This is a genomic window from Nocardia otitidiscaviarum NBRC 14405, from assembly GCF_000308635.1.
Lineage (GTDB): Bacteria > Actinomycetota > Actinomycetes > Mycobacteriales > Mycobacteriaceae > Nocardia > Nocardia otitidiscaviarum.
In genome coordinates this window covers 18,314-33,952 of the sequence record NZ_BAGD01000027.1, presented here as the reverse complement: position 1 = coordinate 33,952, position 15,639 = coordinate 18,314, and the positions used below count along the sequence as shown (strand labels likewise).

General features: G+C 66.9%; 16 protein-coding genes. 3 read left to right on the top strand and 13 right to left on the bottom strand.

Features of this window, described 5'->3' with window-relative positions; translation table 11 throughout:
- The first annotated feature begins 5 nt into the window (after nucleotides 1-5).
- A complete protein-coding gene (gene cyaB / locus ON31_RS03585) occupies nucleotides 6-569 on the top strand; it encodes a class IV adenylate cyclase (RefSeq protein ID WP_039809229.1) in 564 nt (187 codons plus the stop codon).
- A 59-nt stretch (nucleotides 570-628) separates the two neighbouring features.
- Entirely contained in the window at nucleotides 629-1,594 is a 966-nt protein-coding gene (locus ON31_RS03580; RefSeq protein WP_218007285.1) for a glycoside hydrolase family 113 protein, read from the top strand.
- Here the strand turns inward: ON31_RS03580 and ON31_RS03575 are convergent.
- The 13 genes from ON31_RS03575 to ON31_RS03515 all read right to left on the bottom strand — a co-directional run bounded on the left by ON31_RS03575 (nucleotide 1,579) and on the right by ON31_RS03515 (nucleotide 14,229).
- Nucleotides 1,579-2,562 carry an oxidoreductase gene (locus ON31_RS03575; RefSeq protein ID WP_039809226.1) on the bottom strand — a complete coding sequence of 328 codons (984 nt, stop codon included), beginning with the start codon at nucleotides 2,560-2,562 and terminating at the stop codon, nucleotides 1,579-1,581. The two genes, ON31_RS03580 and ON31_RS03575, sit on opposite strands and share 16 nt — an antisense overlap.
- A 43-nt stretch (nucleotides 2,563-2,605) precedes the next feature.
- Nucleotides 2,606-3,097 carry an Rv1363c family protein gene (locus tag ON31_RS03570; RefSeq protein WP_039809224.1) on the bottom strand — a complete coding sequence of 164 codons (492 nt, stop codon included), beginning with the start codon at nucleotides 3,095-3,097 and terminating at the stop codon, nucleotides 2,606-2,608.
- Nucleotides 3,094-3,975 carry an Rv1363c family protein gene (locus ON31_RS03565; protein ID WP_147287032.1) on the bottom strand — a complete coding sequence of 294 codons (882 nt, stop codon included), beginning with the start codon at nucleotides 3,973-3,975 and terminating at the stop codon, nucleotides 3,094-3,096. Before ON31_RS03565 ends, ON31_RS03570 begins: the two co-directional genes overlap by 4 nt.
- A complete protein-coding gene (locus tag ON31_RS03560; RefSeq protein ID WP_029925426.1) occupies nucleotides 3,972-5,417 on the bottom strand; it encodes an MCE family protein in 1,446 nt (481 codons plus the stop codon). Before ON31_RS03560 ends, ON31_RS03565 begins: the two co-directional genes overlap by 4 nt.
- Nucleotides 5,414-6,637 (bottom strand): MCE family protein, encoded by a 1,224-nt coding sequence (locus ON31_RS03555; RefSeq protein WP_039809221.1) that lies wholly within the window; start codon nucleotides 6,635-6,637, stop codon nucleotides 5,414-5,416. The genes ON31_RS03560 and ON31_RS03555 overlap by 4 nt, the downstream gene beginning before the upstream one ends.
- Entirely contained in the window at nucleotides 6,637-7,875 is a 1,239-nt protein-coding gene (locus ON31_RS03550) for an MCE family protein (protein WP_039809219.1), read from the bottom strand. Before ON31_RS03550 ends, ON31_RS03555 begins: the two co-directional genes overlap by 1 nt.
- Nucleotides 7,872-8,945 carry an MCE family protein gene (locus ON31_RS03545; RefSeq protein ID WP_039809217.1) on the bottom strand — a complete coding sequence of 358 codons (1,074 nt, stop codon included), beginning with the start codon at nucleotides 8,943-8,945 and terminating at the stop codon, nucleotides 7,872-7,874. Before ON31_RS03545 ends, ON31_RS03550 begins: the two co-directional genes overlap by 4 nt.
- Complete coding sequence (locus ON31_RS03540; RefSeq protein WP_051036799.1) at nucleotides 8,942-9,916, bottom strand: MCE family protein; 975 nt, start codon at nucleotides 9,914-9,916, stop codon at nucleotides 8,942-8,944. Before ON31_RS03540 ends, ON31_RS03545 begins: the two co-directional genes overlap by 4 nt.
- Nucleotides 9,917-9,972: 56 nt before the next feature.
- Nucleotides 9,973-11,172: an MCE family protein gene (locus ON31_RS03535; protein ID WP_051036776.1), complete on the bottom strand. Its 1,200-nt coding sequence runs from the start codon at nucleotides 11,170-11,172 to the stop codon at nucleotides 9,973-9,975.
- A gap of 8 nt (nucleotides 11,173-11,180) precedes the next feature.
- The gene (locus ON31_RS03530) at nucleotides 11,181-12,032 is read right to left on the bottom strand and encodes an MlaE family ABC transporter permease (protein WP_029925420.1); all 852 of its coding nucleotides are present in this window, start codon (nucleotides 12,030-12,032) and stop codon (nucleotides 11,181-11,183) included.
- Between the two features lie 4 nt (nucleotides 12,033-12,036).
- On the bottom strand, nucleotides 12,037-12,801 hold the full coding sequence (locus ON31_RS03525) for an MlaE family ABC transporter permease (protein WP_029925419.1): 765 nt from the start codon (nucleotides 12,799-12,801) through the stop codon (nucleotides 12,037-12,039).
- Between the two features lie 291 nt (nucleotides 12,802-13,092).
- Complete coding sequence (locus tag ON31_RS03520) at nucleotides 13,093-13,995, bottom strand: 3-oxoacyl-ACP reductase (protein WP_029925418.1); 903 nt, start codon at nucleotides 13,993-13,995, stop codon at nucleotides 13,093-13,095.
- A gap of 45 nt (nucleotides 13,996-14,040) precedes the next feature.
- A complete protein-coding gene (locus tag ON31_RS03515; protein ID WP_029925417.1) occupies nucleotides 14,041-14,229 on the bottom strand; it encodes a ferredoxin in 189 nt (62 codons plus the stop codon).
- Nucleotides 14,230-14,432: 203 nt separating this feature from the next.
- Between ON31_RS03515 and ON31_RS03510 the strand changes: the two genes are divergently transcribed.
- Nucleotides 14,433-15,626 carry an acyl-CoA dehydrogenase family protein gene (locus ON31_RS03510; protein WP_039809211.1) on the top strand — a complete coding sequence of 398 codons (1,194 nt, stop codon included), beginning with the start codon at nucleotides 14,433-14,435 and terminating at the stop codon, nucleotides 15,624-15,626.
- The last annotated feature ends 13 nt before the right edge of the window (nucleotides 15,627-15,639 follow it).

Genomic DNA, 15,639 nt, shown 5'->3' with positions numbered 1-15,639 from the left:
CCGCTGTGATCGAAGCCGAATACAAGGCGCGCCTATCCGACGTCGGTTCCGTTCGTCGGCGGCTCGCGCGCCTCGCGACACCCGATGTGGTCCGCTATCACGATGTCTACTTCGACCAACCCGATGAGTCGTTGTCCAAGTCCGACAGAGAGCTACGAGTCCGAACGATCGTCGGCGCTCGCGGCTCGAAGCACTTGCTGACGTTCAAAGACGCGACGGTCGACCCGGAAACCGGCTCGAAACCCGAGCACGAGACCGTGATCGAAAACCGCGACGCGGCCGAGTCGATCATCGTCCGCCTCGGGTACCACCCCACCATCGCCTTCACGAAAGACTGCGAGAACTACACCTTCACAATGGCGGGACGGACGATGGTCGCGACCGTGGTGACGGTCCCCGAGATAGCCGGCGTCTTCCTGGAGTTGGAAACACAGGTGTCCGGTCAGGACGAGCTGCCGCAGGCGCTGGCGGATCTGCGTGTAGTACTCGCGAATCTCGGTGTGGGCGAGGACCAACTGACCACCGAGCTGTACACGAGCGCCGTCGCGGACAGCCGACGGCAGCGGTAGTCGTCCGGCGCGACCACTATGTCTGCCAGACGCGGTCCACTTCCACGACAATGGGTCGCGTGCTGACCATTCGTGGCATCTCGTACCTGGTCGACGGCGTTCCGGCGGAGGCCGCACGAGCGGATTTGGAGGTGATCCACGCGGAACTGCACTGCACGGCGGTGATGCTGATCGGTGCCGATCGGGTGCGGATGCTCGGGGCGGCGGAGGACGCACTCAAGATCGGACTCGAGGTGTGGATACGCCCGCAGGTGAGCGACCGGCCGTGGCGGGAGGTGTGCGGACGGCTGGGTGAGCTCGCGACGGGAGCCGAAGAACTACGGGGGCGGTATCCGGGGCGGGTGACACTGCTGGTGGGCAGTGAATTCACCCATACCGTGCCGGGGATGGTGCCCGGATGGTGGTCGTACGCGCGGCTCATGCTGATCGTGCGCGCGTACGGGGTGTTTCGGCGGCGGGCGACAAGGCGGCTGGACGCACTGTTGGAACGGGCCGTGCGGACGGCTCGGGAGCGGTTCGAGGGGCCGGTCGGGTACGCGGCGGCGGGGTGGGAGGACCTGGACTGGTCGCGATTCGATGTGGTCGGCGTCAATCTCTACCGATCCGGGCACGATCCCGACCGATACGCGCGGCGCGTCCGAGAACTGGTGACCGACAACGAGAAGCCGGTTGTCATCACCGAGTTCGGTTGCGGCGCTTTCGAAGGTGCGGACCGCCGGGGCGCGGGATCGTTCCGGATCGTCCGCTGGTTCAGCGATCGACCGCATATCCGCGGCGAGCATCCGCGCGACGAACATATACAGGCAGGCTATCTGGGCGATCTGATCGGCCTGTACGAAACCAGCGGTGTGCACGGCTGTTTCGTGTTCACGTTCGCCATGCCCGACTTCCCACACAGCACCGATCCCCGCTTCGATCTCGACCGAGCGGGATTCGGCGTCGTGAAATTCGCCGACGGCGCGGTCGGCGGCTGGACACCCAAGCAGGCGTTCCATGAGGTGGAGCGCCACTACCGGAGGGAGTGACCTGCCTCCAGATCGCCGACCGGCTCGGTGAAGCGGAAGCTGACGCCGGTGAGTTGCTCGGACTTCTCCCACAGCCGCGCCGCGAGTTCCGGGTCGTCGGCTCCGGGGGTCGGTGCCTTGCGGACCGGATAGCCTTTGAAACGCCCTGTGGGACCGAAGAACTCACCGCCGCGCACGCTCGGGTCGACGGCCGCGCGCACGGTGGGCAGCGCGCCCATTTCGGGAGTCTGCTTCAGCGAGTCGAAGAACCACTTGAAGGCCGGGCGGGACAGGAAGCGGACGACCGGGCCCAGGTTCTGTTCGAAATCGGATTGGGCGACACCGGGATTGGCCATGGTCGCGACCAGCCTGGCGTCGGTGCCGTTGAGGCGGCGCTGCAGCTCGGCGATGAAGAGCTGCACCGCCAGTTTGGACTGGGCGTAGGCGTGCAGGCCCCGGTAGTCGCGGCGCTCGAAGAACAGGTCGTCGACGTCCACGGTGTCCATGGTCTTGCCGAACGCGCCGCTGGTGACCGAGACGACCCGGGCGGCGGGTGCGGCCAGCAGGCGATCGAGCAGCAGGCCGGTGAGCGCGAAGTGGCCGAGATGGTTGGTGGCGATGGTGGTTTCGAAGTCGTCCTCGGTGCGCTCCGGGCGCATGACCGCGGTGCCCGCGTTGTTGATCAGGAGATCGATGTGCGCGAACCGGTCGCGGAGCTGCTGCGCCGCCGCGTGTACCGATGCCTGTACGGCGAGATCCAGTTCGACCAGTGACAATTCGGCCTCGGGAGCGCCGACGCGAATGGAATCGGCCACCAATTCCGCTTTTTCGAGGTTGCGGCAGGCCAGTACCACGTGCGCCCCGCTGTCGGCGAGCAGGAAGGCCGTGGCCACGCCGAGACCGGCACTGGCTCCGGTGACCACGGCGACGCGGCCGTGCAGATCCGGTATATCGGCCGCGGTCCACTGCGGCTGTTGTGTCTTGCCCACGCGATCTTCCTGGGTCCTAAGGTCTTTCGTTGACCTCAGCACTCTAGATCGGGTCGACGTCGGCCACCAGCCAGCGACCCCCCTCGCGGTCCAGTTGCACCTTCAGGCGGCTGGCGTCGTAGGTGCCCTTGGCGGGGTCCTTGCCGGTGCTGCGCTGGTTCAGGAAGATCATGACCTCGGTGTGATCGGCCTCGGCACTGATCACGCCGCTGCCGGTCACGGTGGCCTGCACCACGAGTTCCTTCTCCTTCGCGCCGGGCGCGAGGACGGTTTCGGTCACGTTCTTCCAGTCGGCCTTGAAGTCCTCGGTCATATCCTCGCTGACCTTGGCCATCTGGGTGTCGATGGTGTTGAAGTTGTAGCCGAACATGCCCTCCACGGCGCGGCGGGCAACGACCAGCGAATCCTCCCGGGCCTGTTCGGCCCGCTGATCCTGCCGATAGCCGTAACCAACCCACGAGCCGACCGCCACGGCGGCGACGAGCAGCAGGCAAGCGCCGATCAACAGGTAGCGGTCACGTGATCGCGCGGTCATATCACCATCTCCATCTGCGTCGCGGCCAAACCTCGCTCGGTGTGGGTGATGGTCACCCGGAACCGGAACTGCCGCTGCTGCGGACCTTCCGCACCGGCGTTGGTGAGGGTCTGCTTGACGGCCACCAGCACGATCGCGGAGTGGTCGTCGGAGCTTTCGATGGCGGCGTCGATGACCTCGCCCTTGGCGCGCACCTCCGCCTTCTGCACGATTCCGGCGTAATCGTCCTTGCGCTGCTCGTATTCGGCGGCCAGCTCACCCGAGGTCACCTCGAGCACCCGCTTGATGTCGTCGGACGCGGTCTCGGCGCTGATATTGGTGATGTTGAGCATGGCCTGCTTGGCCGTCTGCACGTAGTCGGCGCGCAGGGTGTTCTCCGCGGCGATCTCAGCGCGCAGGTGCACCAGGTAGCCGGTGCCGCCCATGAGCGCCACCGCCAGCAGCACCGCGGCCACCGCCACGATCCGCTGCCAACCGATCCCTGCGGCCGAAGGAGCTGCGGGCCCCTCGGACGCGACGGACGGCGGCGCGGGTGGAACCGGGGGAACCGTGTCCGCTGCGGCGGACGGCTGCGGAATCTGCTCGGCCCCATCACTTTCCGCGACCTTGTCGAGCAGCACCGGCTCAGCGGACGTCGGTTCACCGAGCTCGCCCGGCTCGGTCTGCTCGCCATGCGCGACCGGCTCGGCGGGTGCGGTCTCCTCATGCTTGCCGAGTTCGACGGGGGGCGGTGTGGCCGCCACGTCGTCGGCCCCCTCCGCTGTCGAAGCGGTGGCCGGGTGCACCCGTGCGGTGTCGGCCCCCGCTTCCGGCGGCGGCCCCTCCGAGCGCACCGCGCGCCGCCGGTTTCGGTTCGTCACCCCACCGGTATCACTCATCGCATCTGCTCCTGCACCATCGCTGTCAGACTCGTCGGGATCACCCCGGAGCCGTCGGGACCGATATTGGCCTGACGGTACATGCGGCCGTCGGGTCCGAGCACGGTCCCGGTCCGCGGATCGTAGGACCGCGTCTCGACCGACGCCGGTTGGGTCGCACCGGCCGGAGCGCCGGGCGCACCGCCCTGCGGCTGCTCACCGCCGGTATCGCCGGACGGCGCCACCGGATTCGGCGGTCCGAAGGGCGGATTGTCGCCCAGCGGCACGAACCCCTGCGGATCCCGGCAGAGTTCCGGCGTGGGCGCGCGCTTGCCCGGCACCTCCATACAGGGCGTATTGCGAATACCGCGCACCGCGAACGGCGCGTCCTGCGAGACCTTGCAGTACAGGCCGCCCGGTGTGTCCGGCACATCCCGCAGTGCGGCCGAACGCCGCTGATCGGCGGGCAGGAAGCCGGTGGTACAGCCCTGCGGATCGTTGACGCTGACCATGAAGTCGACCATGGCCCCGTACTCGAGCGGACCGTTGAGCGCGATCGTCAGCAGCGCTCCGACCAGCGGCGGGAAGACGACCAGCAGCTGTTCGATGCCCGGATCGTAGACGTAGCTGACCTGGCCGACGCTGGCCAGATTGCGTGCGAGCAGCGGCAGCGTCGGATTCAGGTCCTGGAACAGCCGGGTGGCGCTGCCGGCGGCGCCCGGCGTCTTGCTGAGCACATTGCGCAGCGCCGGATCGTGTTCACGCAGTTGATCGGTCAGCGTGGCCAGATCCGCGGTCCACGACCGGATCGCCGCATCGGATTCGATCTGGGTGTCCAGCAGCGGCCCGATCTGATCGATCAGGGCCTTGGTGGCCTCGGAGTTGTTCCGCGCCTCCTGGACGAGCAGGGACGCGGAGTCGAGGAAGCGCTGCAGATCCGGACCGGCACCGTCGAATGCCAGGAAGGCGTCGTCGATGACCTGCCGCAGCTTGGTGTCCGCGACACTGTTCAGCAGCCGGTCGGTCTGTTCGAGCAGGGTGCCGACATCCTGCGGCAGTTTGGTCCGCTCCACCGGGATGACCGAACCGTCGGAGAGGTTGCCGCCCGTGCCGTTGTCGACCGGGAGCAGGTCCACATACTGCTCGCCGACCGCCGACACACTGCGCACCCAGGCGTCCACATCGGAGGGGATCTTGTAGTCGCTGTCGATGGAGAGTTCGGCGTCGACACCTTCCGGCGTCAGCCGCACCGCCGTCACCTTGCCGACGGTGGTACCGCGATAGGTGACATTGGCGTTCTCGTACAGTCCACCGGTGGCGGCCAGTCGCACCGTGACGTCGTAGCGGCCGATCCCGAACATGGCGGGCAGCTGCACGTACGTACCGCTCATCACGGTGATGCCGATAACCGTCAGCACCGAGAAGATGACCAGCTGGATCTTGACGAAGCGCGTGAGTTTCACTGTCCACTCCCCTGCGGCACGGTGAGTCCCGGAATCGCGGGCAGCCCCGGAATCGGCGGCAGCCCGGGAATACTCGGCTCGGGTGCCTGCGACTCCGGCCGGGGGTTCAGTGGCGCGGTCCGCGGATCGACCGGCTCACCGGGGGTGCCGCCCAGCTGGCCGAGCGCTCCCTCGACGCCGCCGAAGCGCGGACCGAGCGGCGTTCCGGTGAGGAAGTTCTTGCTCAGGCGCGCGGCGGTGAGATCGTAGGTGATCTTCACGTTGAGGTAGTCGCCGCGCACCGCGCCGTCCAGGTTTTTCAGCGAGAACGGGAAGGTGAGCAGCATATCCAGCGCCGCACTGAGATTCGTTCCGGTATTGGCGATCTCCTGCAGCAGCGGCCAGAGGTTGGCCAGTTCGGCGGTGAGGTGATCGCCGCCGTTGTCCACGATGCGCGACACCACGTCGCTGAGCCCGCCCAGCGCGGTCAACGCACGGGTGATGTTCTCCCTGCGGTCGGCGAGCACGGTCAGCGCCGGATGGATGTTCTCGATGGCCGCGACCACCTGATCCTGTTGCTGCGCCAGGATTCCGGAGAACCGATCCAGTCCGCCCATAGCCGCGATGATGTCGTCGGTCTGCGCGTCGAGCGTGGTGACGAGGGTGTTCAGCTGCGGCAGCAGTTCGCGGATGGCCTCGGTGTCGGTGCTCAGCGCGGTGTTCAGTTCCTTGGTGATGGTCTCCAACTGGCTGATGCCGCCGCCGTTGAGCACCACCGAGAGGGAGGACAGCGTCTGCTCGGTGGTCGGGTACGCACCCGCCCGCTCCAGCGGGATGACATCGCCGGGCCGCAATTCGCCCTGTGCCGGAACATCGGTGGGCGCGGCCAGTTCGAGATGGTTGCTGCCGAGCAGGCTGGTCTGGCCGATCTTGGCGGTGGCGTTGGCGGGCAGCCGCACATCCGGTTCGAGGCTCACGGTGACCAGCGCGTGCCAGCCCTCCACCTCGATACCGGTCACCGAGCCGACCGCGACGTCATGGACGCGGACCGGCGAATTGCGGGTCAGCGTCGTGACATTCGGCATCTGGATCTTGACTTCCCACGCCCCCGCGCCGGTGCCCTCCGCACCCGGCATCGGCAGCGAGTTCAGTCCGTCCCACTGGCATCCGGTGGCGCCCAAGGCGATTGCGATGCCGATCGCCATGCCCGCCACCCGGGTGCGGCCGAAGATGCTGGTCATCAGTTGCCTCCCGGAACGGCCAGTTCGGCGATGCTGCCCGGCACCGTGACGCCGCCGGCCGCGGCCGCGACCTCCGGTGTGCTGTACACCAACTGCTCCGGATAGGCGGTCGCATTGGTCGGCGTGCTGAGCATGAGCGGCGGATAGTTCATGGCCATGCTGTTCAGCACCGGGCCGAGCATGGTGGCACACAGGTCCGCGCTCTTGTCGGAGTCGTTGGCTTCCAGCGCCTCGACCGACCCGCAGAGGAAGCTGATCGGGTCGGCGAAGTTGGTGAGCACCGGATAGCCGGTCAGCGACCCCTGGGCGGGCTTGTAGATCTGATAGAAGTTCACCAGGGCGGTGGGGCCGGAGTGCAGCACCCGCTCCACCTCGGGCCGCTTGTCCACCAGCAGCTGGGTGACCTCGCTGAGCCGCTGCACGCTCTCGGTCAGCGCCCCGCCGCGGGCGTCGATGAAGCGCTGCACATCCGCGACCGCGATATCCAGATTCTCCAGTCCCGCACCGAGATCGGTGGACACGCCGGCCAGCACCGAGGACACCGAGGCGAGCCGCCCACCGAACTGCACGATCTGGTCGTTGCTCTTGGAGAGCACGTCCACGAACTGCTGCAGGTTGCGAATGGTGGCGAACAGGTCGGTGCGGCCGTCGGACAGCGTGGTCAGCGCGCTGGACAGCTCCCGCAGGGTGTCGCGGAACGCCGCACCGTTGCCGTCGAGATTGTCGGCGGCGGTGTCGACGAATCGACCGAAGGAACCCTGTTCGTCATCGCCCACCGGGCCGAGGGTCGTCGCCAGTTTGGACAGTTCGGTCTTGATGTCGTCCCACTCCACCGGAATGGCGGTGCGCTCGATCGGGATGGTGTCGCCGTCGGCCAGTTTGTCGCCGCCGGTGTAGGCGGGGGCCAGCTGAACGAACCGCGCCGACACCAGCGAGGGCGACACGATGACGGCCTTGGCGTCGGCGGGCAGGTCCACGCCGCGGTCGATGGTCATCCGCACCGTGACCCGGTCGGCACCCGGATCCACGGAGTCGATGGTGCCGACCCGCACGCCGAGCACCCGCACCTGGTCACCGGCGTACAGGCCGCTGGTGGACGGGAAGTACGCGGTGATCTGGGTCTTGCCGATCCGGCTCACCGCCGGGTACGCGAGCACACCGACCACCGCGATCAGCGCGACCAGGGCGACGGCCCACGTCCACCGGGGCAGCTGTCCGAGGTTCTTCAGTGCGTTCATTTTCCGGGCTCCGTCAGTGCGGGATACAGGCCGGGAGGCTGCTGCGGACTGTTGTCGAGGTAGGAGCGCAGGTCCTCGGGCAGATGTTCGGGCCACACCAGGGCGTCGACCAGCGGCTGCAACCCCTTGCTGGTCGCGTTGGAGATGTACGCCTGGAAGTACGGGCCGCCGCCCACCTGCTCGCCCAGCGCGCCCGCGTACGGGCCGAGGGCGTCGAGGGCGTCGGAGAGGTTCTGCTCATTGCGCTGGAGCATCTCCAGTACCGAGTTCAGCCGGTCCAGCGTGGGTTGCAGCTGGGCCTCGTTGTCGTTGACGAACCCGCTGAGCTGCTGGGCCAATCCGTTGACGTACTGGATCATCTGGCCGAGCGCGGTGCGCCGCGCGTCCAGCTCGCCGAGCAGCTGATTGCCGTCGACGAGCAGCGCGCTGATCTTGGCGGCTCGATCGGACAGCACCTGGGTGACGCCCTGGGCCTTGCTCAGCAGCTCGGTCAGCGCCTGGTCGCGGGTGTTGATGCTGCGCGACAGGGCGGTGATGCCGTCCAGGGCCGACCGCAACGGCGCGGGCGTATCGGCGAAGGTGGCCGACAGCGCGTCGAGCGTGGTGTTCACCTGCTCCATGTCCAGGCCGTGCACGGTGGTGGCGAGGTCGCCGAGCGCGTCGTTGAGCGAGTACGGAGAGGTGGTGCGCTCCAACGGAATCGGCTGGTCCCGTCGCAGGCGGCCGTCCCCAGCCGGGGTGACCTCGAGGGATTTGCGGCCGAGCACCGTATTGGTCTTGATGGCGGCGCTGGTCCGGTCGCCCAGCGTGATGCCGCCGTCGATGCTGAACCGCACGAGCACCTTCGCGCCGTCCAGCCGCACGTCCTCCACCCGGCCGGACCGCACGCCCGCCACCTGAACCTGGTCACCGGGCACCAGACCGCCCGCGTCACCGAAATGGGCGGTGTACTGAATACCGGAGGCCAGGAACGGCAATCGGTCGAACTGGAGCGAGGCCAGTGAGATGGTGACCGCCAGCACGATGCCGACGATGCCCACATTGATCACCGATGAGCGCTGTCCGTTCACTTCGCACACCTCCCGGTGGTCTGCGCGCCGGGCAGTTTGAGGAACAGCGGCTTGCCGTCGGGGCCGTCGACCAGGAAATCGGTGCCGCAGACGTAGATGTTCAGGAACGATCCGTAGGAGCCGATGCGAACCAGCTTCTTGTAGGCGTCCGGCAGGTTCTGGATGATCCACTCGATATCGCCGGATTGATCGTCGATGCTCGTGGCGGTACGACCCAGCTGGTTGATGGTCTCCTTCAGATCCGGCCGGGCCTGGGTGAGCAGACCGGTGAGATCGCCTGTCGCCCCGGAGATCCGGGGGATGGCGTCCCCGATGGGGTCCTTGTCCGCGGCCAGGCCGCTCACCAACCGCTGCAATTCGTCCAGCGTGGTCGCGAATTCCTGATCACGATCGTCGATGGTGGCCAGCACCGTCTTCAGATTCTCGATCACACTGCCGATCAGGGCATCTCGCTCGGACAGCGTCTTGGCGAAGGAGCCGGAGCTGTTGAGCAGCGACACCAGTGTGCCGCCCTGCCCCTGGAAGATCTGCAGCAGCGCCTCGGTGAGGTCGTTGACCTGCGCCGGATCCAGGCCGCGCAGCAGGGGCTTCATCCCGCCCAGCAGCATGTCCAGATCCAGTGCGGGCTTGGTGCGGTCGGTGCCCATGGTCGCGCCCTCCCGCATCACCTCCGCCGTGCCGGGGCCCTCCAGCAGCTCCAGATACCGGTCGCCGACCAGGTTCTCGTAGCGGATGGCGGCCGTGGTGCTCTGGTAGAGCCGGTACTTGCGGTCCACGTCGAATTCGAGGTGTGCGAGATTGTCCTCGCCGACCCGCACCGAGGTCACCGAGCCGACCGGCACACCGGCGATGCGCACCTTCGCCCCCGGCAGGATGCCCGACGAGCTGGTGAACACGGCCTTGTAGCCGTACTCGCGGGAGAACCGCATCTCGCTGAAGACGATCCCGAGCATGCCCAGGATCAGCACCATGACGAGGGTGAACAGACCGAGCTTGACCGTGACCGCGTGTGGTGTGAAGCGCACCGCTACCTCACCCCCGGCAATCCGGCGAACAGCAATTCGAAGACGGTGCCCTCGTTGAGGCTCGGTTGGGTCGGCGGCTGCCAGACGTGCCCCTGCGAGGTGTCGGTGACCAGGTAGTTGGCCTTGTCACCGGTCTCCCAGCCGGTGACGTCCTCACAGTGTGGTCCGCCGGTGGCGTTCACCTTGGGCAGATCCTCCGGGTACTTGTAGGGCTCGCCGGCGGGCATGAGGCTGGCGTTCATGGAGACCGCCGGATACCGGCCGCCGAAGATCTCACCGTAGAGCGGCATCAGCGGGCCGAGGCCGTTGACCACGCAGGACACCGCGGTGCGGTACTCGTACAGGGTGTCGGTGGCCGGGTGCAGCAGCCGAAGTGCTTCCACCAGCGGCGATTCCGTCTCGTTCAGGATCGGGGTGGCGGTGTCGGCCAATCCGATGATGTTGGTCAGCACCAGGTCCAGGTCCCCGGCCCGCTCGGCCAGCGTCCCGCCGGTGACCACCAGATTGTCAGTGGTGCGCAGCAGATCCGGCACGGTGTCGGCGTAGAGACCGGTGACCTGGGTGGTCTTGCGCAGATCCTCCTGCAGGGTGGGCAGCGAGGGGTTGATGTCGCGCAGGAACGCCTCGCTGTCGACGAGCAGCTGGTTGATCTTCTCGCCGCGGCCCTGCAATGCCGAACCCACCGCCTGCAACGTGGCATTCAGCTTCTCCGGCTCGATTTTCGCGAGCACGTCATTGAGATGCTGGAACAGCGTATTGAATTCGACGGTAACCGAACTCGCCCGCACCACGGCGCCGGGTTGCAGCGATTCCTTCGAAGCATTCTGCGGCGCAACGAAATTGATATATTTCGCGCCGAATACCGTGGTGGACCGAATATCCACGACGGCATTGGCGGGCACCATCCGCAGCTGTTCCGGATCGAGTTCGAGATCGATGCGCGCACCGTCGGCGGTGTTGTGCACACCGGAGACCTTGCCGATTTCCACGCCGCGGATCTTGACCTTGGCGTCCGGGTCGAGCACCAGGCCGCTGCGCGGCGATTCGACGGAGACCTTGACGGTGTTCTCGAATCCGCCCGCGAACATGACCAGGCAGAGGGTGACCACGGCCACCACGCCCAGCACCATGCCGAGCCCGCACAGCCGGATCACCCACGGCTCTTCGAACCGTGATTGTGGTTTGCGTGTTTGCGTACCCATTCGCCGCCCTACCCGGAGAGATGGAAGTTGCCGGAGGTGCCGTAGATGGCCAGCGAGATCAGCAGCGTCACGGTGACGACCGCGACCAGCGAGGCCCGTACGGCGTTACCGACCGCGACTCCCACGCCGACCGGTCCACCCGCGGCATGGAAGCCGTAGTAGGTGTGAATCGCCATGACCGCCAAGGCCATGAAGATCGCCTGCGCGAACGACCACAGAATGTCGCTGGGAATCAGGAAGGTTTCGAAGTAGTGGTCGTAGACGCCCGCCGACTGCCCGTAGATCACCACGGTCGCGAAGCGACTCGCGATGAAGGAGGCGATCACGGCGAGCGAGTACAGCGGGATGATGGCGATGATGCCCGCGAGCATCCGGGTGCCGACGAGGAAGGGCACCGGGCGGATCGCCATGACCTCCAGCGCGTCGATCTCCTCGGAGACGCGCATGGCGCCCAGCTGCGCCGTGGTACCCGCGCCCAGGGTGGCCGCCAATCCGATGCCCGAGATCACCGGCGCGGCGATGCGCACATTGATGAAGGCGGCGAAGAAGCCGGTCAGCGCCTCGACGCCGATATTGCCCAGGGAGCTGTAGCCCTGCACGGCGATGGTGCCGCCCGCGGCGAGGGTGAGGAAGCCGACGATCACGACGGTGCCGCCGATGACCGCGAGCGCGCCGGTGCCCATGGAGATCTCGGCGATGAGCCGAATGGTCTCGGTGCGGTAGTGCACCAGCGCCCGCGGCACCGAGGCCATCGACTGCGCGTAGAACACGGCGTGCTTGCCGACGGAGTCGATACCCTCGCCAACACGCCTGACCCGCTTGGTGATTCGCGGGAATCTGGACTCGATCACGAACGCCATCAGATCACCGCGCCGTGAACTTGATGCCGACCGCGGTGACCACCACGTTAACCACGAACAACACCATGAAGGAGAAGACGACGGTCTGGTTGACCGCGTCGCCCACGCTCTTGGGGCCGCCCTTCACGTTCAGCCCCAGGTAGCAGGCGACGAGTCCGGCCGCGAGTCCGAACAGGGTGGCCTTCACCTCGGAGATGACGAGTTCCGGGAAGTGCGTCAGCAGCGTGATGCCGTTGACGAACGCGCCCGGGTTGACGTCCTGCAGGAAGACCGAGAACAGGAAGCCGCCGAGGATGCCGATGGTGCTGACGAGGCCGTTGAGCAGTGCCGCCACGAACATGGAGGCGAGCACACGCGGTACCACCAGGCGTTGGATGGGATCGATGCCGAGCACCCGCATGGCGTCGATCTCCTCGCGGATGGTGCGTGCGCCGAGATCCGCGCAGATGGCGGTGGCGCCCGCGCCGGCCACGATGAGCACGGTGACCATCGGGCCGACCTGGGTGATGGACCCGAAGGCCGCGCCCGCGCCGGAGAGGTCGGCCGCGCCGATCTCCCGGAGCAGGATGTTGAGCGTGAAGCTGACCAGCACCGTGAACGGAATCGCCACCAGCAGGGTCGGGATGATCGATACCCGAGCCACGAACCACGCTTGTTCGATGAATTCGCGGCGCTGAAATGGGGGCCGTACCGCGGCGCGAGCGACGCTTCCGGCGAGTTCGAAGAACCCTCCGACCGCCCGCAACGGCACGGCAAGAACGTCGTTCATTCCCGCGTTTCCTCCTGCCCCTGCCTTGCTTATAGCGCACGAGATCTGAATGTGATCTACGCCCCGCTGAATGATTAGAACACGTTCACTGTCGCTGCGTAAGACTTTCGCAGGTTTTGAACTGCTCTTTTTCTCCCTGAGAGCCAGGCGCTCGAGAACTTGTTCACCATGGGATCACTCTTGTGTCTGAGACAGCCCTTGTGAGGCGTCCCACACCGTTGAACCCCATTCCTACCAATAGTTGATCGCGTGATCAACCGGAGGCCGGACGTAACCCTCGCTATGGGAAACTCAGTCGAGATCCATCAGCGACGATGCCGAAAAGGTAGCGCCGGAAGGGCGTTCGGCAAAATACCCGCCGAGTGTCGCGGCGAGTCCCGCCGCGGTCCACTCCCCCTCGGCATCGAAACGCCGCTCGACGACCGGTGCGGCCATCAGGGCGACCATCGGGCCGTACACCACGAACAGCTGGCCGGAGATCCGCTCGGCCGCCGGGGAGGCCAGGTAGGCCACCAGGCGGGCGACATGATCCGGGGACAGCGGATCGGGCCCGTCCTGCGGCGCGGCCGAGAAGACGTTCTCCGTCATGGCGGTGCGCGCCCGCGGGGCGATGGCATTGGCCGTCACGCCGAACCGCGACAGCGCGCGGGCGGCCGAGAGGGTCAGCGCGGTGATACCGGCCTTGGCCGCACCGTAGTTCGCCTGCCCCTCCGGACCGAGCAGTCCGGCTTCGGACGAGGTATTGACGATGCGCCCGTACACGGGCGCGCCCGCCGCCTTGGATTTGGCGCGCCAGTAGGCGCCCGCATTGCGGGTCAGCAGGAAGTGTCCGCGCAGGTGCACCGCGACGACGGCGTCGAAATCCTCGTCGGACATGTTGAACAGCATGCGGTCCCGGGTGATGCCCGCGTTGTTGACCACGATGTCCACCCCGCCGAAGGCTTCGTCGGCGGTGCGGATGAGGGCGTCGGCGGTGGCACGCTCGGCGATGCTGCCCGCGACGAATTCGGCCTTCGCGCCCAGTGCCCGGATATCGGCGAGGGTAGCGTTGACCGCGTCGTTCTCGGCGAGATCGTTCACCACGACCGACGCCCCGGCGCCGGCCAGCGCCAGGGCTTCCGCCCGGCCCAATCCGGCACCGCCGCCGGTCACGATCGCAACCCGGCCCGCAAGACTCACATCAGAAACGCTCACCGGGCCGACTTTAGAACGTGTTACACCTTGCTAGCAAGGATGGTTTCAGACAAGTTTCAGGGCCGCCTTCGGGCACTGCGCCACGGCCGTGCGGACATCGTCCTCCTGATCGGCGGGCACCTCGGCGGCGGTGATGTGCAGGATGTCCTCGTCATCGAGATCGAACACGTCGGGGGCGATTCCGACACAGATGCCGTTCGCCTCGCACTGGTCGAGATCGACGGTGACCTTCATAGCCAACTCCTTTGCCACAGCTACGGGCCGAGCCTAACAAGACAGCCCCGGCCCAGGTACCCGGAAATGCCGGAACAGGCTCCCATACTGGAACAAGTTCCACTTTGTGTGCAATTATCGCCTCACCACCTCGGTTCGCGGCGCGAGCCTTCCAGGCCGCGAACCCGCCGCATCGCCAGGCGCGGCAGAAAGGACACCGCACTATGCGCATTGCGTATACGCCCGAGCAGGAACAGCTGCGCGCCGAACTGCGCGAGTACTTCGCTCGACTGATCACTCCGGAACGACGCGAGGCGCTGTCGGCCCAGACCGGCGAGTACGGCCACGGCAACGTGTACCGCGAGGTCGTCGCCGAGATGGGACGCGACGGCTGGCTGGCGCTGGGCTGGCCCAAGGAGTACGGCGGGCAGGACCGCTCCACCATGGATCAGCTGATCTTCACCGACGAGGCCGCCATCGCGGGCGCGCCGGTGCCGTTCCTGACCATCAACTCGGTCGCGCCGACCATCATGCACTACGGCACCGAGGAGCAGAAGAGGTTCTTCCTGCCCAAGATCGCCGCGGGCGAACTGCACTTCTCCATCGGCTACTCCGAACCCGGCGCGGGCACCGACCTGGCCTCGCTGCGCACCACCGCCGTGCGCGACGGCGACGAGTGGATCATCAACGGCCAGAAGATGTGGACCAGCCTCATCGCCTACGCCGACTACATCTGGCTGGCCGCGCGCACCGACCCGAATGCCAAGAAGCACAAGGGCATTTCCATGTTCATCGTGCCGACCACGGCCGAGGGCTTCTCCTGGACCCCGGTGCACACCATGGCCGGTCCGGACACCAGCGCCACCTACTACCAGGACGTTCGGGTCAAGCACAGCGATATGGTCGGCCCGGAGAACGGCGGCTGGGCGCTGGTCACCAACCAGCTCAATCACGAGCGGGTGGCGCTGACCTCGTCCGCGCCGCTGGCGCTGGCCGTGCGGCAGACCGTGGAGTGGGCGCGGGAGGCCAAGACCTCCACCGGATCCCGCGTCATCGACCAGGAATGGGTGCGGATCAACCTGGCGCGCGTGCACGCCAAGGTGGAGTACCTGAAGCTGCTCAACTGGGAGATCGCTTCCCGGGCCGACGCGGGTGGGGATGCCGCGCCGCGCCCGTGGGACGCCTCCACCTGCAAGGTGTACGGCACCGAACTGGCCACCGAGGCGTACCGGCTGCTCATGGAGGTGCTCGGACCGCAGGCGTACCTGCGGCAGGACTCGCCGGGCGCGCAGCTGCGCGGGCGATTGGAGCGCATGCACCGCGCCTGCCTGATCCTCACCTTCGGCGGCGGCACCAACGAGGTGCAGCGCGACATCATCGCCATGACCGCCCTGCGGCAGCCGCCGTCCGCGCGTTGATTTTGGAAAGCTA